This window comes from Aeromonas sp. s10, from assembly GCF_040907975.1.
Lineage (GTDB): Bacteria > Pseudomonadota > Gammaproteobacteria > Enterobacterales > Aeromonadaceae > Aeromonas > Aeromonas caviae.
The window spans coordinates 63,702-81,675 of record NZ_JBFOCV010000038.1 but is presented as its reverse complement, the minus strand read 5'-3'; the positions used below and the strand labels follow the sequence as shown (position 1 = coordinate 81,675).

Sequence of the window (17,974 nt, the reverse complement as noted above, 5' to 3'; positions counted from 1 at the left end):
TTTTTACTACGGATTGCGCGAGCCTTTCACATGACAAAATGGACACTGGGATACTCCTGTCCCATCGCCCTGACCATCAGCCTTGTTCCTGCCCTGAGCCCGCTCATGGCCCAGGCAGCGCCACTCAATGCGCCACCCGCAACCGGGATCCTCGACAGCCTCTGCTATGACTATGTCCCCAAGATAGAGAAGCCCACTGCGGGCCAGGACGCCAATGCCCAGCCCGTCGAGGTGGATGCCGATCGCCTGGAGGCCAAGCAGGGCGGTACCGCCGTCTACGAGGGTGACGTCAAGGTGCGTCAGGGCGTGCGCAAGTTCGACTCCGACTATGCCCAGCTCGACCAGAAGAGCCGGGATGTCATCGCCATCGGCAACATCTATTACAACGATGGCCAGATCACGGTCACCAGCGACAAGACCCTGAAATCCAACCTGGACACCAAGAACTCCGAGCTGGAAGAGGGCAAATATCAGGTCCATGGCTCACCGGTGCGCGGCTTCGCCGAAAAGGTGACCATGACCAACAACAACCAGAACATCACTCTGGAAGGGGCCCAGTACACCACCTGCCCACCGGGCCAGGAGGCCTGGACCCTGAAGGCCGGCAGCATCGACATCGATCAGTCCGAGGTATTCGGGGAGGCCTGGAACGCCAGCCTCTGGCTCTATGACTATCCGGTCTTCTACTTCCCATATATCAACTTCCCCATCAAGGATGAGCGCAAGACCGGTCTGCTCTACCCGGGCTATACCCAAAGCTCCAAGAACGGCATGGACATCACCCAGCCGTTCTACTGGAACATCGCCCCCAACTACGATGCCACCATCACCTCCCGCTTCATGGACAGACGGGGCCTGATGGAACAGGTCGAGTTCCGCTACATGCCGGACCCGGCCCACGTGGGGAGCCTCTACTTCGAGAACCTCGCGGACGACAAGCAGTACGACGAGACGGCCAGCCTCAATCAGCATCTCTCTGACGGTCACCGCTACCTGCTCAGCGCCCGCCACACCTCCATGTTCATGGACAACGCCATGCGGGTGTCGGTGGACTACACCAAGGTACGGGACCAGGACTACAACTACTTCAACGACTTCACCCCCAAGGTGGGGACCCAGGTCGACAACCAGTTGCAGCAATCCCTGAAGGCAGGTTACTACCAGCAGAACTGGAACCTCGATGCCGAGGTACGGACCTACCAGATCCTGCTGGCCAGCGCCCAGCAGCCCCACGAGCTGATGCCGCGCATCAACCACAACTACTACCAGCAGGGCAGCTGGTACGATCTGGCCTGGAATACCGAGCTGACCAACTTCGGCTACAACAACGATCAGGCCATCGAGCAGAACAAGGGTGAAGCCTACACCGGCACCCGGGTCTACACGGCCCCCACCCTGACCATCCCCCTCGTTGACGAGGCGGGCTACTTCCTCGACAGCCAATACAAGCTGATGTACACCCGCTACGACCAGACGGTGCCTGACCAGATGAGCAGCACCTTCACCAATCGTTTCACCCCGAGAGAGGGCGGCGACGTCACCCTGGAAGAGGGGACCATCACCCGGGTACTGCCCTCGTTCCGTCTCAAGGGCGGCATGACCTTCGAGCGGGATCAGCAGTGGTTTGGCGAGGGTGCCAACCAGACCCTGGAGCCTGAATTCCAGTACCTCTATGTGCCCTACAAGGATCAGGGCAACATCGGTGTCTATGACTCCACCACCATGCGCCAGGACTACTACAGCCTCTTCAGCGATCGCCGCTTCGCCGGTCTGGACCGCATCAGCGACTCCAACCGGCTCTCCTTGGGGGTCACCACCCGTATTTATGATCCGGCCGGGGATGAACGAATCCGGTTGGCCGTTGCCCAAGCCTTCGACTTCGTTGCGCCCAGGGTCAAGCTTTACAGCAGCGATGAGCTGAGCACCAATACCCGCTCCCCGCTGTCGTTCGAGGGTGACGCCAAGATCAACGAGCAGTGGTATGCCCATGCGGGGGCACAATATGATATGGAACAGCGCCAGATAAGCTCTGCCAACAGCGCCCTGGAATACCGTCACGAGAAGTTGATCAGCCAGTTGAACCACCGCTTCGTGCGGGATGCCAACTACGACCTCGACCACAAGGGCCAGGTGACGGATCTCAACCAGATCGGCCTGCTGCTGACCACCCCGCTGGACGATCGCTGGCACCTTTATGGCGGCTACTATCAGGAGCTCAACCAGAACGTCAAAGTGGACCGCAAGGTGGGTCTGAAATACGACTCCTGCTGCTGGAGCATCAACTTCAACCTGGAATGGGTCAACACGCCAGACAACGTGAACCTGACCCCGACGTCCGAGCGCAGCCTCGGCATTCAATTTGAAATGAAAGGATTGGGTAGCGTGGGTACCGGCTCCAAGGGCACTTCCCTGGACACCGAAGCACTGCCTTACATTCGTCCGTTTAACCTGCGAGACCAGTAACCGGTCTGGCAAACGCCTTGAGAGATGGATATGAAGAAGACGTTGATTTCCCTGCTGACCGCAGGCCTGTTCGGAGTCATGAGCCAGGGTGCCCTCGCCGCCCCCGAGCTGATGGACAAGGTGCTGGCCGTGGTCAACAAGGATGTGGTGCTGGCCAGTCAGCAGGAGGCCCTGGTGCAAAAGGTCAAGGCCTCTGCCCAGGAGAGCGGCCAGTCCCTGCCCGATGACGTCACCCTGCGCAAGCAGGCACTGGATCGCCTGATCCAGGAGAGCCTGCAACTGCAACTGGCGGAGCGCCAGGGGCTCAAGATCAGTGACACCCAGCTGGAACAGGCCATCCAGAGCATTGCCGCCGACAACAAGATGAACCTGGAGCAACTGCGCGCCCAACTGGAGCGGGAAGGCCTGACCTACGCCCAGTACCGTGAGGAGGTGCGCCGCGAGATCCTGATGAACGAGGTGCGCCGCAGCCAGGTCCGCCGTCGCATCAACATCTCCGATCAGGAGGTCAAACAGGTGGTCGAGGCCCTGAGCAAACAGGGCCAGCAGCAGACGTCATATCATATCGGCCATATCCAGGTCGCGCTGCCGGACAACCCGAATGCCGAGCAGCTCAACGCTGCCAAGGCCAAGATCGAGCGCATTCTGGCGTCCCTGAAAGAGGGGGCCGACTTCCGCAAGCTGGCCATTGCCGAGAGTAACGGTCCCAAGGCGCTGGAAGGGGGTGACTGGGGCTGGTTGAGCCCGCAGGAGATGCCCACCCTGATGGCGGAAGCCGTGCAAGGGGCCGGCAAGGGTGACATCGTCGGCCCGCTGCGCTCCGGCGCCGGTCTGCACATCATCAAGATCTTCGACACCAAGGGTCAGCAACAGGTCATGCAGACAGAGGTCAAGGCGCGCCACATCCTGATCAAGCCCTCCATCATCCTGAGCGAGGAGAAGGCCAAGGGCACCCTGGACGGCATCCTGCACGACATCAAGAGCGGCAAGGCCAGCTTTGCCAGCATGGCAGAGAAATACTCCGAGGATCCGGGCTCTGCGGTGCAGGGTGGTGAGCTGGGCTGGTCTGATCCCAACGTCTATGTGCCGGAATTCCGCGACATGCTGGGGCGCCTGCAACCGGGCCAGATCAGCGAACCCTTCCGCACCAGCCACGGCTGGCACATCGTGCAGCTCGAGGATCGCCGCAGCCAGGACGCCACCGGCAAGGCCCAGGAGCAACGCGCCTACCAGCTCATCTTCAACCGCCGCTTCGCCGAAGAGTCCCAGGCCTGGCTGGATGAGCTGCGCGACGAAGCCTACATCCAGATCGAACCCAATTGATGGGCGACAAGCAGATGAACAAGGCGCATCCAGCGCACGCCGAGGCACAGCTGAGCTGCCACCGGCTTGCCATCACCCCGGGTGAACCGGCTGGCATAGGCCCGGATCTGGTACTGCAGATTGCCCAGCGGGCCTGGCCCCATCAGCTGGTGGTGATCGCCGATCCCGCCCTGTTGCGCGAACGGGCCGCCCTGCTGGGGCTGCCCGTCGAGCTTGAACCCTATGACGAAAGCGCCCCCACCCGTCCGCAGCGGGCGGGGACTCTGACCGTCTGCCCCGTGCCGCTCGGCGCCCCCGTGGTGCCAGGCAAGCTGGATGAGGGCAACGGCGCCTATGTGCTGGCCACCTTGCAGCGCGCCTGCGACGGCAACCTGAGCGGCGAATTTGCCGCCGTGGTGACCGGGCCGGTGCACAAGGGGATCATCAACCAGGCTGGCGTCTCGTTCAGCGGTCACACCGAGTTCTTCGCCCAGCAGTCCGACACCGCCGATGTGGTGATGCTGCTGGCCACCGAAGGGCTGAGAGTGGCCCTAGCGACCACCCATATTCCCCTTGCCTATGTGGCCAAGGCCATCACCGAGGATCGCCTTGGCAAGGTGATCCGCATCCTGGATGCGGATCTCAAGCGCAAATTCGGCATCGAACACCCCCGGATCTATGTCTGCGGCCTCAATCCCCATGCTGGGGAAGGGGGTCATCTGGGCCGTGAAGAGATCGATGTCATCGAACCCGCCCTGGCCGCCCTGCGCCAGGAAGGGATCGATCTGGTCGGCCCGCTGCCGGCCGATACCCTGTTCCAGGACAAATACCTCAAGGATGCGGATGCGGTACTCGCCATGTACCACGATCAGGGGCTGCCCGTGCTCAAGTACAAGGGCTTTGGCAACTCGGTCAACATCACCCTCGGACTTCCCTTCATCCGTACCTCGGTGGACCACGGCACAGCGCTGGATCTGGCAGGCAAGAACCTGGCAGACCCCGGCAGCCTCACCACCGCGATCAACCACGCCATCCAGATGGTAGAGAAAAAAAGATATGAGCAGTAAGGTGCACATGGGCCACACGGCCCGTAAGCGTTTCGGTCAGAACTTCTTGCACGACCGGTATGTGATCGACCAGATAGTGGCCGCCATCAACCCGCAACCGGGTCAGAATCTGGTGGAGATAGGCCCGGGTCTGGCCGCGCTCACCGAGCCGGTCGCCGCCCAGATGGACAAGATGACCGTGGTCGAGCTGGACCGGGATCTTGCCGCACGTCTGCGCGAACACCCGACCCTCAAGGAGAAGCTGACCGTCATCGAAGCCGATGCCATGCGCTTTGACTTCAGCACCCTGATGGGGGAAGGCAAGGGGCCGCTGCGCATCTTCGGCAACCTGCCCTACAACATCTCCACCCCGCTCATCTTCCACCTGTGCGAATTTTCCGACCGGGTGGAGGACATGCACTTCATGCTGCAAAAGGAAGTGGTGCTGCGTCTGGCCGCCGGCCCGGGCAGCAAGGCCTATGGCCGTCTGAGCGTGATGACCCAGTACTACTGTCAGGTAGTGCCGGTGCTGGAAGTTGGCCCGGGCGCCTTCAAGCCGGCGCCGAAGGTGGATTCCGCCGTGGTGCGTCTGATCCCGCACAAGAACCCGACTATCGTCGCGAAAGACATTCGTTGCTTGAACCGGGTCTGCACCGAGGGATTCGGCCAGCGTCGCAAGACCATTCGCAACAGCTTCTCCAACTTCATCACCGACGCCCAGCTGACCGAGCTTGGCATCGATGGCAACCTGCGCCCGGAGAATCTCTCCCTCGAGCAGTTCGTCACGATCGCCAACTGGCTGGCCGACCAGCAACAGGCCTGATCCCATGACCCAAGCCCGGATAGTGGTCCGCCCCCACCCCAGCTATGTGGCGGGAACCGCAGATCCCTACCATTTTCTCTATCGCATCGAGATTGAGAACCTGGGTCCGGGCACGGTGCAACTGCTGCATCGACGCTGGCTCATTACGGATGCCAATGGCAAGATGCTGGAAGTGGAAGGTCCCGGCGTGGTCGGTGAACAACCCCTGATCGCCCCCGGCGAGACCTTTTCCTACCAGAGTGGCGTTCCCCTCGCCACACCGCTTGGCGTGATGGAAGGCAGCTACATCCTGCAGGATGAATCGGGGCAACAATTCGAAGCCCCCATCGCCCCCTTCACGCTGGCCGTCCCCAACATAATCAACTGAGGTTTCATGGCGAACTGTTTCGTCGGTGATATCCAGGGCTGCTACGACGATTTGCGCCGTCTGCTGGATCTTGCCGAGTTCGACTTCGATAACGACACGCTCTGGCTGTGCGGCGATCTCGTCGCCCGGGGGCCGGACTCCCTCAACACCCTGCGTTTCGTCAAATCACTGGGACAGCAGGCCGTCACCGTGCTCGGCAACCACGACCTGCACCTGCTGGCGGTGGCCCACGGGGTCGCCCCGCTCAAGAAGAAAGACAAGCTGCAGGCGCTGATGGAGGCGCCGGATCGGGACGAGCTGCTGGAGTGGCTGCGTCACCGTCCCCTGCTGGCAGAACACCCCGACCTGCCCATCATGATGGTGCATGCGGGCCTCTCCCCCGCCTGGGACGCCCACACCGCCCGCAGTTGTGCCCGGGAGGTGGAGAGCCTGCTGCGCGGGGATCAGTACAGCTGGCTGCTGCACAACATGTATGGCGATCAGCCCGACAGCTGGAACGACAACCTGCTGGGCATAGAGCGTTACCGCTACATCATCAACAGCTTCACCCGGATGCGCTTTTGCTACTTCGACGGGCGCCTCGACTTCAAATGCAAGAAGGGCCCCACCGAATCGACCCCGGGCCTGCGCCCCTGGTTCGAGCAGCGCGAGCACCATGTGGATGACCCCATCCTGGTCTTCGGCCACTGGGCGGCCCTGATGGGCAACACCGGCAAATCCGATATCAAGGGACTCGACACCGGGTGCGTCTGGGGCAACAGCCTCACCCTGTGGCGCTACGAGGACGACGCCCTGATCGCCACCCCCTGCCCGGCCTATGCCAAGTAGAGCGGCTCTCTGCGGAACAAGGGAATGATCCGCCGTTGAGAGGAGAGCAATGCCCTCTCCTGCGAAATGGAGCTGAAAACAGAACGGGCCCGGCAATGCCGGGCCCGTTTTTTCATGATGAGCGGATCAGAGCCTGCGCCCCAGCCGTTTCTCGACCTGGCGCCGCTCCCATTCCGGGCCAAACAGCTTGAAGGGCTGGAACAGGTTGATGGCGTGGGAAGCCAGCCCCAGCCCCCATCCCAGCATGGGCCACCAGGCCCAGATATAGTCCGGGTTGCTCAGGTAGTTGATGACAAACAGCCCCCCTATCACCAGCACATAGCTCATGAGGTGGCCGTAGAAGCCCCTGAGCCCCTCCACGAACTTCATCGCCTCCCGCTCATCCCGCGCCACCTGCACGCGTCCCCGATCTTCGCCCTCATTCCCTTTCATCTCGCTCTCCTGCAGTTGGGTCACATCGAGCTCGAAGACGGCGGCCAGGGCCTTGAGGGATTCCAGTCCGGGTTGCTGGCCCTGCTCTATTCGCTGAATGGTGCGAACGCTCAGGCCAGTGAGGGTCGCCAGCTGTTCCTGGGACCATCCCCGTTGCAATCTCAACTTCCTGACGATCATCTTGCGCTCCTTGTGGTGATTGACAGGGCCAGCATAGGGAAAGGGGATGAGAGGCGACACGACAGATGGCCGACACTCACCTGACTTCCTTTAAAAATCAAGATCTTACTACCGCGCAATCGTGGCTTTTTCGCCCGAGCAGCCAGGCTTGGCGTGCCGCTGGCGACCAGACGTCACGGGGGGTTACAACCCCTGCATCAGCTCGGCACCAATCTCGAAGGAGCGCAGGCGCGCCTGATGATCGACGATGGGGCCGTTGAACATCAGCTCGTCCGCTCCGGTCTCTGCCAGCAGAGCCTTGAGGCCGTGGCGTACCCGATCCGGCTCCCCCACCAGGGAGCGAGCCAGGGTCTGCTCCATCGCCATCAATTCGCGGGGAGACCACTCATCCCCCAGCGTCTGCACCGGCAGTGGCAGCTTGCCGGCATCCCCCCGGTAGAGACGCAGGAACTGCTGCTGCAGGGTGGTGAACAGGAAGCGGGCCTCACGGTCGGTGTCGGCGGCGATCAGATTCACGCACACCACCGCATGGGGTTTGGGCCAGCGGGCAGAGGGGCGGTATTGGGTACGGTAGATCTCCAGCGCCTGCAGCAACATGGCGGGAGCGAAGTGGGAAGCAAAGCCGAACGGCAACCCCATGGCCGCAGCCAGTTGGGCACTGTAGAGGCTGGAGCCCAGCAGCCAGATGGGCACATGGAGTCCCTGACCCGGCACCGCCTGCACGGCACCGACCTCGTCGCCAAAATAACTCATCAGTTCGCGTACATCCGCCGGGAAATCATCCACCTCGCCGCTACGCTGGCGGCGCAGCGCCTGCATGGTGCGCTGATCGCTGCCAGGGGCGCGGCCCAGGCCGAGATCGATGCGATCCGGATAGAGGGAACTCAGCGTACCGAACTGCTCCGCAATGACCAGGGGGGAGTGGTTCGGCAACATGATGCCGCCAGCCCCGAGCCGCAACGTCGTGGTGCCCCCGGCCAGGTGGCCAATCAGCACCGCTGTGGCGGCGCTGGCAATGCCCGGCATGTTGTGGTGCTCCGCCAGCCAGTAGCGATGGTAACCCCAGCGCTCCGCATGGCGAGCCAGATCCAGCGAGTGGCGAAACGACTCGGCCGGCAGACCACCTTCGGGAACGGGCACCAGATCCAGCACGGAATAGGGGACGACAGACATGGGACACTCCATTGGTTCACAGGGCGTTTATCAGGGGAGCAATGTAGCACGAGATATCTGAACGAATCATCTCACCACAGGAGCAAGGACGCAGCGCGAAGGCCGGCTGTTGATTTGGGGCTGAAGAGCGCAAGATCGAGTCCTAGGCTTTTTGTCATCCAGCAAGCACACTGTTAGGTGACCAATACGGCGATCGCCAGGGGACAAGGATCCGTCCATGACAAACGCAAGTCTCAGTCGCAGACCCTTTTACGTACACATTGCCACCCTTTTCATCCTGCTCTTCTCCTTGCTGGGGGGCGCCCTCATCGTGCTGCAGTTCCAGCAGGGCATGCAGCAGGGGCTGGAGCACGAACGTCAGAGCTTCCAGCAATACCGGGAGCAGCTTGCCCTCGCCATCAAGCTGAACCAGCGACCGGCCCGCATGTCCCTGAATCTGCTGCGCAGCGGCCAGCTGTCCGCCATGACAGGGCTGGAGACGCGGCTAGCCTTCCTGCCCCAGCTGGCGGAAGTGCTGGCCAACAGCACCAGTTACGGTGCCATCTATGCCGGTTACGAGGACGGCGATTTCTTTCTGGTACGCAAGCTGACCGAACGGGCGAGAGGGGCGCTGGAGGCGCCTCCGCCCGAGAGCCGCCTGCTGGTCCAGAGCCTGCATCAGGGACAGGGAGAGTTCCTCTATTTCGACCAGCGGCTGCGGCTGCTGGAGCGGCGCCCCATGCCGGATTACCGTTTCGATCCGCGAGATCGGGGCTGGTACAAGGAGGCGCGCTGGAGCACGGGCATCATAGTGACCCACCCTTATCTCTTCTTCACTACCCGGGAGCCAGGCATGACACTGGCGGTGGAGAGCGATGATCGCCGGGCGGTGATCGGGCTCGATGCGGGCGTGGAGGGACTCTCTTCCCTCATCGGCGAGTTGCCCCTGCCCGGTCACAGCCAGCTGGTGCTGTTTGACGAGGTCGGGACCCTGCTGGCCACGGATCCCGAGCGCCTTCCAAGCTTCGAGCAACTGAGCCGCCTGCCCATGCTGTCGGCCCTCAATCACCCCATTCTCACCAGGCTGCAACAGGAGATGGCTGCTCGGCCTGCTCTGCTGCATCACCCCGCCGAGCTGACCCTGGCAACGGTTCAGGGTCAGGAGTGGCTGGTCAACCTCTCCTCCCTCGGGGAAGAGTCTCCGTTTTATCTCGCCCTCCTGGTGCCCACCGAGGTGCTCACCGCCCCGGCGCGCCAGGATGCGCTGCACAATCTCGCCTGGGCCCTTGCCGGTCTGCTGCTCCTGCTGCCCGTCATCTGGCTGGCTGCCCGGCGCACTGCCGCCCCCTTGCTGGTATTGACCGGGGAGGCTGAGCGGATCCAGCACTTCGACTTTGGCGAAAGCCCGGGGCCGGATTCGGCGATCCGCGAAATTGACGACCTCGCCCGCGCCATGTCCAGCATGCGCCTGACCCTCGGCAATTTCATGAACATGGGCCGGGCGCTGGCGGCAGAGCATCGCTTCGATTCGTTGCTCAGCCGCATCCTGCACGAGACGGTGGCGGCAGCCCAGGCCGAGGGCGGCTGCCTCTTCCTGGCCCAGGAGAGCGAGATGCAGGCCGTTCATGCCATCTGGCAGGGGCAGCCGCTGGCGTGCGAACAGGTACAGTGGCAGGCTGCGCTGCTCGGCGGTCTCTACCACACGGAGCGCCTCTGCCTGCCCCTCGACGAGGCACAGTGGGCCCGCTACCTCACCGACTGGGGCCCCTTCCCCGGTGCCTGCCAACTGCTGGTCGAGCCCCTTCACAACCACCGTCAGGAGCTGATCGGCTGCCTGCTGCTGATCCTGCCAGACTGCTCGGCCCGCGAACTGGCCTCGCGCATCAGCCTCATCGAGGCACTGGCGGGCACCTCCTCCTCCGCCATCGAAAACCAGCGCCTGCTGGAGGAGCAGAAGCAACTGCTGGAAGCCTTCATCGAGCTCATCGCCGGTGCCATCGATGCCAAGAGCCCCTACACCGGCGGCCACTGCCAGCGGGTGCCGGAACTGGCCAGGATGCTGACCCAGGCTGCCTGCTCACAGCAGACGGGGCCCTTTGCCGATTTCCGGCTCAACGAAGAGGAGTGGGAGGCCATCCATATCGCGAGCTGGCTGCACGACTGCGGCAAGGTCACCACCCCGGAGTTCGTGGTGGACAAGGCGACCAAGCTCGAGACCATCTACGACAGGATCCACGAGATCCGCACCCGCTTCGAGGTGCTCAAGCGGGATGCCCACATCGAGGCACTCTGCGCCCTGCTGCCCCCATCCGGGCAGCAGGCCGCCCTCGAGGCCCTGCTCCCCCTCTGGCACACCCTGGATCAGGAGTTTGCCTTCGTGGCCGAGTGCAATCTGGGGGGCGAGTGGATGGCGCCGGAGAAGCTCGCCAGGCTGGATGCCATTGCCAGCCGCACCTGGTTGCGCACTCTGGACGATCGGCTCGGTATCAGTCAGGAGGAACGCAAGCGCCACCAGGAGGCACCCTCTCCCCTCCCCTGCCGAGAGTCGCTGCTCGCCGACAAGGCGGTCCATCTCATCCCTCGCCCCGAGCACGACAATCTCGCCCGACACAACCCATGGGGCTTCAAGGTGCGGGTGCCCACCCACCTCTACAACCGGGGGGAACGCTACAACCTCGCCATCGGCCGTGGCACCCTCACCGAAGAGGAGCGCTACAAGATCAACGATCACATCATCCAGACCATACGCATGCTGGAGAAGCTCCCCTTCCCCCGCCATTTGCGCAAGGTGCCGGAGATTGCGGGGGGCCATCACGAGCGGATGGACGGCACGGGCTATCCGCGCCAGTTGCAAGGGGGGCAGATGAGCATTCCAGCCCGCATCATGGCCATTGCAGACATCTTCGAGGCGCTGACGGCGAGCGATCGCCCCTACAAGTCTGGCAAAACGGTCTCCCAGTCCCTGGCCATCATGGTGAAGATGGTGCAGGAACAGCACATAGACCCGGCCCTGTTTGCCCTCTTCATCGAGAGCGGCATCTGGCGGGACTACGCCAGACGCTTCCTCGCCCCCGAGCAGCTGGACGAGGTAGAATGCCAGGCCCTGCTGGCAGGATCACACTGACCTTCCGCTGGCACTCGCCCATAAAAAAAACGGTCAACCCGGGTTGACCGTTTTTCGTTCCACTGCGCCCCTTAGAACAGCAGGTGCGCCACACCGGCAATCACCGGCAGGGTGACCAGGGTGCGCAGCAGGAAGATGACGAACAGCTCCCACAACTTGACCGGGATCTTGCTGCCCAGCAACAGAGCGCCCACTTCCGACATGTAGATGAGCTGGGTGACCGACATGGCGGCGATCACGAAGCGGGTGATGTCGCTCTCGATAGTGGAGGCCAGCACCGCCGGGATGAACATGTCGGCGAAGCCCACCATGATGGTCTTGGAAGCGGCTTCCGCCTCCGGCAGTTGCAGCAGCTCGAGCAAAGGCACGAAGGGCGCCCCCAGCCAGTTGAACACCGGGGTGTGCTCCGCCAGCATCAGGGCACAGGTCCCGACGGCCATCACCACCGGCAGCACGCCAAATACCATGTCCAGGGCGTTTTTCACCCCTTCACGCGCCACGGCGCCGAGATCCGTCATGCTGTCGGCCTTGGTCAGGGCACGATGGTAGCCGTAGCTCAGCACGCTGTGCTGATGGGGGATGGCCTCCTGCTTGCGGCACAGGGGAGTACCGTCGCTGTAGACATCCTTCTTCCAGGAGAGCGGCGGCAGGCGCGGTACCACGATGGCGGCCACCACACCGGCCAGGCAGACGGTCAGGTAGAAGGGGACGAACATGTGCTCCAGCTTCACCTGGGAGATCACCACCAGACAGAAGGTGATGGAGACGGCGGAGAAGGTGGTACCGATGACGGCCGCTTCCCGCTGGGTGTAAAACTTGCCTTCATACTGCTTGCTGGTCAGCAGGATCCCGACGCTGCCATCACCGAGCCAGGAGGCGAAGCAGTCCACCGCAGAACGACCCGGCAGACGGAACACCGGACGCATGATGCGGGTCATCATGGTACCGACAAACTCCAGCAGACCAAAATCCAGCAGCAAGGGCAGCAGCAGGCCCGCAAAGATGAAGACGGAGAACAGTACCGGCAGCAGATCATGCAGCACCAGGCCGCCGGTCGCCCCTGAGCGCAGCACCTCGGGACCGGCTTCAAAGAAGGTCAACAGCACGAAGACCCCGCCCAGCACCCGCACGCAGGCCCAGAAGGGGGATACGTTGAACAGGCTGTTGAGGAAGGGACGGCGCACCAGGATCGCCGGTTTGAACAGCCAGGCGATCAGGGTCATCAGCATGGTGGTGGTGATGATGGCGCTGACCATGGCCACCAGATGATCGGCAAACACCGTTTGAACCAGCTTCGCCAGCACGGCGACGGGAATGGTGACATTGCCGTCATAGATGACCGGGGTCATGAACAGCAGGATCCCGATCAGTGACGGGATCAAAAACATCAGCACGTTGCGGCGAGTACGGATTGCCGGTGCTTCCAGGGTCTTTTCCAACATATAAACAGCCTTAAATGTGACTTTTCCTTCAGCCGGGCCGCCTGCATACTCATGCCCTCGCCCGGAAAACGGGCGCAAGAATAACCCAAAAAACTGCACAAACAAGCCGTTAATTGATCATTTCAAGCATAAATATTTTATCAGGCGAACCATCCATAAGAACAAACCAAAACAGTCATGCATATCGATTCAATTTGAATGGTTAGCATAATGTTTCATGCAGGTTACATTCAGGTGCGCAGTATAATCCGCAGCCACTGTCAGGCAATAAGAGACATGAAAAATATATCTATAGGGTGATCCCGTCGATCCTCCCATAAAAAAACCGGAGCCTGTCTGGCTCCGGTCTTGTCACGAACATGATGCTCAATCGCGAACGTAAATGACTTCGACGCCGTCGTCGTCCTCATCATCCCAGTCGTCATCGTCCAGACCATCATCGAAGGCCTTGGACGCCGCCAGGGCATCGGCTTCCGCCTTGGCCAGCTGGTTCTTGTGATAGTCGTCCCACTTGAACTCCACCTTCTCGATGGCGTCTCTGGCATCTTCCGCCAGCTGACGGGGCATGGTGTCCAGCAGATCCAGGATGTCGTAGCACACCTTCTTGGTGCCTTCCTTGCTGATGGCGGTGATGGCGTAGACCGGACCTTCGTGGTTGAGGGCTGCCTTGACTCTGTCCATCACTTCCTGAGCCTCTTCTTCCAGGATCAGGTCCATCTTGTTGAACACCAGCCAGCGCGGCTTGCCCGCCAGCTCGGGGCTGTATTTTTCCAGCTCCCGGACGATGGTCACGGCATTCTCGGCAGGATCGGAGCCATCCACCGGGCAGATGTCCACCAGGTGGATCAGGACGCGGCAACGCTCCAGGTGCTTGAGGAAGCGGATACCCAGGCCTGCTCCCTCGGCAGCCCCTTCGATGAGGCCGGGAATGTCGGCAATGACGAAGGAGCGGGAGTTTTCACCGCGTACCACACCCAGATTCGGTACCAGGGTGGTGAAGGGGTAGTCTGCCACTTTCGGACGGGCCGCAGAAACGGCGCGAATGAAGGTGGACTTGCCTGCGTTGGGCAGACCCAGCATGCCGACATCTGCCAGCAGCAGCAGCTCCAGCCTCAGGGTACGCACTTCACCCGGGGTGCCGTTGCTCTTCTGGCGCGGCGCCCGGTTGACCGAGCTCTTGAAGCGGGTGTTGCCAAGGCCGTGGAAGCCGCCCTTGGCAACCAGCAGCTTCTGATCGTGACTGGTCAAATCCCCCAGCAGTTCGCCGGTGTCTTCATCGGTGGCGCGGGTGCCGACCGGTACTCGCAGGATCTTGTCCTTGCCGCGACGACCGGTACAGTTGGCACTCTGGCCGTTCTCGCCACGCTCGGCGGCGTGGAAGCGCTCGAAACGGTAGTCGATCAGGGTGTTCAGGTTTTCATCGGCCACCAGATACACGTCGCCACCATCACCGCCGTCACCGCCGTCCGGGCCGCCGTTCGGGATGTACTTCTCGCGGCGGAAGCTCACACAACCGTTACCACCGTCACCGGCATCGACTCGAATCTGGACTTCATCAACAAACTTCATAGGTAACCGTCACCTTAATTCGAAAAACCGATACGCAATTATAGTGATACGGGCCCCTTCGGGCGAGGCGCATCTGGCCGATGAGGGCTGTCAGCGCCGGCTCATCCGCGTGCCGTTTTTTCGTCAAACTCATCAGAAAAACAAAAGCCCCGCCAGGTTGGCGGGGCTTCGGATCCTTGCGGTCCGTAATTACTCAGCAACGATGCTGACGTACTTACGATTCTGCGGACCTTTAACTTCGAACTGCACTTTACCGTTCGCGGTAGCGAACAGAGTGTGGTCCTTGCCCAGACCAACGTTCTCACCAGCGTGGAACTTGGTGCCGCGCTGACGAACGATGATGCTGCCAGCCAGAACTGTTTCGCCGCCGAAACGCTTCACGCCCAGGCGTTTAGCTTCAGAATCGCGACCGTTGCGGGATGAACCGCCAGCTTTTTTGTGTGCCATCTATCGGACTCCTCTAATTAAGCGCTGATGCCAGTGATTTTGACTTCAGTGAACCACTGACGGTGGCCCGCTTGCTTACGGTGGTGCTTACGACGACGGAACTTGACGATAGTCACTTTCTCGCCACGGCCGTGAGCCACAACTTCAGCCACAACCTTGCCACCTTCAACGAAAGGAGCACCTACTTTGAAAGTGTCGCCTGCAGCAACCATCAGCACTTCGTTGAAGTCGATGGTAGCGCCAGTCTCAACGTTCAGCTTTTCCAGACGAACGATTTGACCTTCGGCCACACGGTGTTGTTTTCCGCCGCTTTGGAATACCGCGTACATTTGATTAACTCCGTAAAGGCGTGTCTTTTGCTCAAGGCCAGACACGCACAAAAACCTATAACAATGGGCGGGCATTCTACGCAGAACGATTTGCCGAGGCAAGGCCAATTTAGCAAAAAGTTTATTTTGTGCGCATATCTGCCCCCGTGAATAAACGCCTAACTGTAACCCATTGTGAAATCGTGTAGAATCCCCGCCATTGCTAAAAACGCAGTAAATGCTGCCGTCACGTTACGAGACTTATGGACCAACAGACTATCCGTGCGCTCTGTGCCGCCGACATGACGGCGGTCAATGAACTGATCCTGGCGAGACTCCAGTCCGATGTCAGCCTGATCAACCAGCTGGGTTTCTATATTGTCAGTGCGGGCGGAAAACGGATGCGCCCCATGCTGACCGTGATGGCCGCACGCGCACTGGGCTATGAGGGTGAAGATCACCTGAAACTGGCCGCCATCATCGAGTTCATTCACACCTCCACCCTGCTGCACGACGACGTGGTCGACGAATCCGACCTGCGCCGCGGCCGGGAAACCGCCAACGCCCTGTTTGGCAACGCCGCCAGCGTTCTGGTGGGTGACTACCTCTATAGCCGCTCCTTCCAGATGATGAGCGAACTCTCCAACCTGAAGGTGATGGAGATCCTCTCCGATGCCACCAACACCATCGCCGAAGGAGAAGTGCTGCAGCTGATGAACTGCAACGATCCGGATACCACGGAAGAGAGCTACATGACGGTCATCTACTGCAAGACCGCCAAGCTGTTTGAAGCCGCGACCCGACTCGCCGCCGTGCTGACCCATCAGCCCGAGCCCGTCGAGCAGGCCATGACCGACTACGGCAAGTACCTGGGTACCGCGTTCCAGATCATCGACGACGTGATGGACTACTGCTCCCAGAGCGAGGAGATGGGCAAGAACGTGGGTGACGATCTGGCCGAAGGCAAGCCGACCCTGCCGCTGTTGCGTGCCATGGAAGTGGGTACCCCGGAAGAGCGTCAACTGGTGCGCGATGCCATAGAGCACCGCAACGGTATGGATCACCTGGAGCGTATTCTGGGCATCCTGGATCGCACCGGAGCTCTCGAATACTCCCGCCAGCGGGCTCGGGAAGAGGCTGACAAGGCCATCGCCGCCCTCGCCATCTTGCCGGACTCCCGGCACAAGCAAGCGCTGGAGACCCTGGCCCACATGGCGGTGCAGCGCAGCGCCTGATGCCAGCCGGCGGACAATAAAAAAGAGGCCAGAGGGCCTCTTTTTTATTGTCCGAATTCCCCGTGCCACTGTCGTATCAACACAGGCTCTAACGGGCCAACGCCCACAAGATGACACCACCTGCCACCACCAGACAGCCGCCGATGCGGCGCAGCTGTTCCGGCGGCAACTCCCCGAGCAGGCGCAGCATCTGCTGCCATGCCCTGGGAGCGAGCAAGGGCCCCAATCCTTCGAAGAGCAGCAGCAACCCCAGCCCCATCAACATGGATGTCAGCATCACCTCTCCCTATCCCTGTTCCCCTGCCGGTCTGTGGCCAGCAAACAAAAGGGCCTGAATCATCAGGCCCTTGGGTCATATCAACACATGTTTACTGCTTGTTGCCGTGCGGCGACTTGAGGTAGCGGAAGAACTCGCTGTCCGGTTTCAGGACCATGAGGTCGTTGCCACCGGCGAAGCTCTTGCGATAGGCCTCCATGCTGCGCACGAAACTGAAGAACTCCGGGTCCTTCTTGTAGCTGTCGGCATAGATCCTGGCGGCTTCGGCATCCCCTTCACCACGCAGTTGACGGGCATTACTCTCGGCGTCGGCGATCATCACGGTCACCTTGCGGTCGATGTCGGCACGCAGGATCTCGGCCTGCTCGCGGCCCTGTGAACGGTGTTCACGGGCAACCGCGGTCCGCTCGGCACGCATCCGCTGATAGATGGAACTGGAAACTTCCACCGGCAGGTTGATCTGCTTGATGCGCACATCCACCACCTTGATGCCGAGCTCGGAGGAGCGCGCCATCTTCATCAGGGCATCTTCCATCACGGTACTGCGCTCGCCGGAGACGATGTCCTTGATGGTGCGGTTACCGATCTCGGAACGCAGGCCGTTGTTGATCTTGCGCTTGAGCAGGTCTTCAGCCTGGATCTTGTTGCCACCACCGGTCGCCAGGTAGTACTTGGAGAAGTCCTCGATCTTCCACTTCACGTAGGAGTCGATGATGAGGTCCTTCTTCTCGGACGTAACGAAGCGATCCGCCTGGCCTTCCAGAGTCTGGATGCGGGCATCCATCTTGCGTACCTGGTCGATGAGCGGCACCTTGAAGTGCAGACCCGGCTCGTACAGGCGCGGTTCACCGGAGTCGACCCGTTTCACCTTGCCAAACTGCACCACGATCCCCTTCTGTCCTTCATCGACGATGAAGATGGAAGAGAAGCAGACCATGGCGGCCACAGCGATGACACCAATAGCTAGCTTTTTCATCTA

At 61.2% G+C, this 17,974-nt stretch carries 16 protein-coding genes; 8 read left to right on the top strand and 8 right to left on the bottom strand.

Features of this window, described 5'->3' with window-relative positions:
* Positions 1–30: 30 nt before the first annotated feature.
* The 6 genes from lptD to AB5Y59_RS13450 are packed head-to-tail and all read left to right on the top strand — an operon-like array spanning position 31 to position 6,829.
* Positions 31–2,463 (top strand): LPS assembly protein LptD, encoded by a 2,433-nt coding sequence (lptD, locus tag AB5Y59_RS13475; protein WP_368212131.1) that lies wholly within the window; start codon positions 31–33, stop codon positions 2,461–2,463.
* A 30-nt stretch (positions 2,464–2,493) separates the two neighbouring features.
* Positions 2,494–3,786 (top strand): peptidylprolyl isomerase SurA, encoded by a 1,293-nt coding sequence (gene surA / locus AB5Y59_RS13470; RefSeq protein WP_010673209.1) that lies wholly within the window; start codon positions 2,494–2,496, stop codon positions 3,784–3,786.
* A 50-nt stretch (positions 3,787–3,836) separates the two neighbouring features.
* The gene (pdxA, locus tag AB5Y59_RS13465) at positions 3,837–4,832 is read left to right on the top strand and encodes a 4-hydroxythreonine-4-phosphate dehydrogenase PdxA (protein WP_039040071.1); all 996 of its coding nucleotides are present in this window, start codon (positions 3,837–3,839) and stop codon (positions 4,830–4,832) included.
* Complete coding sequence (gene rsmA, locus AB5Y59_RS13460; protein WP_368212129.1) at positions 4,822–5,634, top strand: 16S rRNA (adenine(1518)-N(6)/adenine(1519)-N(6))-dimethyltransferase RsmA; 813 nt, start codon at positions 4,822–4,824, stop codon at positions 5,632–5,634. Before pdxA ends, rsmA begins: the two co-directional genes overlap by 11 nt.
* Before the next feature lie 4 nt (positions 5,635–5,638).
* Positions 5,639–6,001 carry a Co2+/Mg2+ efflux protein ApaG gene (gene apaG / locus AB5Y59_RS13455; protein ID WP_010673206.1) on the top strand — a complete coding sequence of 121 codons (363 nt, stop codon included), beginning with the start codon at positions 5,639–5,641 and terminating at the stop codon, positions 5,999–6,001.
* Positions 6,002–6,007: 6 nt separating this feature from the next.
* Positions 6,008–6,829 carry a symmetrical bis(5'-nucleosyl)-tetraphosphatase gene (locus tag AB5Y59_RS13450; RefSeq protein ID WP_039040022.1) on the top strand — a complete coding sequence of 274 codons (822 nt, stop codon included), beginning with the start codon at positions 6,008–6,010 and terminating at the stop codon, positions 6,827–6,829.
* A 126-nt stretch (positions 6,830–6,955) separates the two neighbouring features.
* On the opposite strand, the gene AB5Y59_RS13445 is transcribed toward AB5Y59_RS13450, so the two are convergent.
* Entirely contained in the window at positions 6,956–7,441 is a 486-nt protein-coding gene (locus AB5Y59_RS13445) for a 2TM domain-containing protein (RefSeq protein ID WP_041211140.1), read from the bottom strand.
* A 183-nt stretch (positions 7,442–7,624) separates the two neighbouring features.
* Positions 7,625–8,614 (bottom strand): luciferase-like monooxygenase, encoded by a 990-nt coding sequence (locus tag AB5Y59_RS13440; RefSeq protein WP_010673203.1) that lies wholly within the window; start codon positions 8,612–8,614, stop codon positions 7,625–7,627.
* A 217-nt stretch (positions 8,615–8,831) separates the two neighbouring features.
* On the opposite strand from AB5Y59_RS13440, the gene AB5Y59_RS13435 reads away from it, so the two are divergent.
* Positions 8,832–11,717 (top strand): HD domain-containing phosphohydrolase, encoded by a 2,886-nt coding sequence (locus tag AB5Y59_RS13435; RefSeq protein WP_045523773.1) that lies wholly within the window; start codon positions 8,832–8,834, stop codon positions 11,715–11,717.
* A 71-nt stretch (positions 11,718–11,788) separates the two neighbouring features.
* Here the strand turns inward: AB5Y59_RS13435 and AB5Y59_RS13430 are convergent, their stop codons facing one another.
* The 4 genes from AB5Y59_RS13430 to rplU form a co-directional block, all read right to left on the bottom strand.
* Entirely contained in the window at positions 11,789–13,159 is a 1,371-nt protein-coding gene (locus AB5Y59_RS13430; RefSeq protein ID WP_201984548.1) for a YjiH family protein, read from the bottom strand.
* Positions 13,160–13,525: 366 nt separating this feature from the next.
* Entirely contained in the window at positions 13,526–14,728 is a 1,203-nt protein-coding gene (gene cgtA, locus AB5Y59_RS13425; protein WP_010673200.1) for an Obg family GTPase CgtA, read from the bottom strand.
* Between the two features lie 189 nt (positions 14,729–14,917).
* The gene (gene rpmA / locus AB5Y59_RS13420) at positions 14,918–15,175 is read right to left on the bottom strand and encodes a 50S ribosomal protein L27 (protein ID WP_010673199.1); all 258 of its coding nucleotides are present in this window, start codon (positions 15,173–15,175) and stop codon (positions 14,918–14,920) included.
* A 17-nt stretch (positions 15,176–15,192) separates the two neighbouring features.
* Positions 15,193–15,504, bottom strand: coding sequence for a 50S ribosomal protein L21 (gene rplU / locus AB5Y59_RS13415; protein ID WP_005304210.1), 312 nt, complete (start codon positions 15,502–15,504; stop codon positions 15,193–15,195).
* A gap of 242 nt (positions 15,505–15,746) precedes the next feature.
* On the opposite strand from rplU, the gene ispB reads away from it, so the two are divergent.
* Complete coding sequence (gene ispB, locus AB5Y59_RS13410) at positions 15,747–16,718, top strand: octaprenyl diphosphate synthase (RefSeq protein WP_010673198.1); 972 nt, start codon at positions 15,747–15,749, stop codon at positions 16,716–16,718.
* An 88-nt stretch (positions 16,719–16,806) separates the two neighbouring features.
* Here ispB and AB5Y59_RS13405 read toward each other — a convergent pair whose 3' ends face one another.
* Both AB5Y59_RS13405 and hflC read right to left on the bottom strand, forming a co-directional pair.
* Positions 16,807–16,995 carry a DUF2065 family protein gene (locus AB5Y59_RS13405; RefSeq protein ID WP_010673197.1) on the bottom strand — a complete coding sequence of 63 codons (189 nt, stop codon included), beginning with the start codon at positions 16,993–16,995 and terminating at the stop codon, positions 16,807–16,809.
* A gap of 91 nt (positions 16,996–17,086) precedes the next feature.
* The gene (hflC, locus tag AB5Y59_RS13400) at positions 17,087–17,971 is read right to left on the bottom strand and encodes a protease modulator HflC (protein WP_010673196.1); all 885 of its coding nucleotides are present in this window, start codon (positions 17,969–17,971) and stop codon (positions 17,087–17,089) included.
* Between the last annotated feature and the right edge of the window lie 3 nt (positions 17,972–17,974).

Excerpts from the sequence above, each read along its gene's own strand:
- hflC (WP_010673196.1), bottom strand. The coding sequence starts at position 17,971 with ATGAAAAAGCTAGCTATTGGTGTCATCGCTGTGGCCGCCATGGTCTGC.
- apaG (WP_010673206.1), top strand. The coding sequence starts at position 5,639 with ATGACCCAAGCCCGGATAGTGGTCCGCCCCCACCCCAGCTATGTGGCG.
- lptD (WP_368212131.1), top strand. The coding sequence starts at position 31 with ATGACAAAATGGACACTGGGATACTCCTGTCCCATCGCCCTGACCATC.
- ispB (WP_010673198.1), top strand. The coding sequence starts at position 15,747 with ATGGACCAACAGACTATCCGTGCGCTCTGTGCCGCCGACATGACGGCG.
- AB5Y59_RS13405 (WP_010673197.1), bottom strand. The coding sequence starts at position 16,995 with ATGCTGACATCCATGTTGATGGGGCTGGGGTTGCTGCTGCTCTTCGAA.
- rsmA (WP_368212129.1), top strand. The coding sequence starts at position 4,822 with ATGAGCAGTAAGGTGCACATGGGCCACACGGCCCGTAAGCGTTTCGGT.
- AB5Y59_RS13440 (WP_010673203.1), bottom strand. The coding sequence starts at position 8,614 with ATGTCTGTCGTCCCCTATTCCGTGCTGGATCTGGTGCCCGTTCCCGAA.
- AB5Y59_RS13450 (WP_039040022.1), top strand. The coding sequence starts at position 6,008 with ATGGCGAACTGTTTCGTCGGTGATATCCAGGGCTGCTACGACGATTTG.
- surA (WP_010673209.1), top strand. The coding sequence starts at position 2,494 with ATGAAGAAGACGTTGATTTCCCTGCTGACCGCAGGCCTGTTCGGAGTC.
- AB5Y59_RS13435 (WP_045523773.1), top strand. The coding sequence starts at position 8,832 with ATGACAAACGCAAGTCTCAGTCGCAGACCCTTTTACGTACACATTGCC.
- cgtA (WP_010673200.1), bottom strand. The coding sequence starts at position 14,728 with ATGAAGTTTGTTGATGAAGTCCAGATTCGAGTCGATGCCGGTGACGGT.
- rpmA (WP_010673199.1), bottom strand. The coding sequence starts at position 15,175 with ATGGCACACAAAAAAGCTGGCGGTTCATCCCGCAACGGTCGCGATTCT.
- rplU (WP_005304210.1), bottom strand. The coding sequence starts at position 15,504 with ATGTACGCGGTATTCCAAAGCGGCGGAAAACAACACCGTGTGGCCGAA.
- AB5Y59_RS13445 (WP_041211140.1), bottom strand. The coding sequence starts at position 7,441 with ATGATCGTCAGGAAGTTGAGATTGCAACGGGGATGGTCCCAGGAACAG.
- AB5Y59_RS13430 (WP_201984548.1), bottom strand. The coding sequence starts at position 13,159 with ATGTTGGAAAAGACCCTGGAAGCACCGGCAATCCGTACTCGCCGCAAC.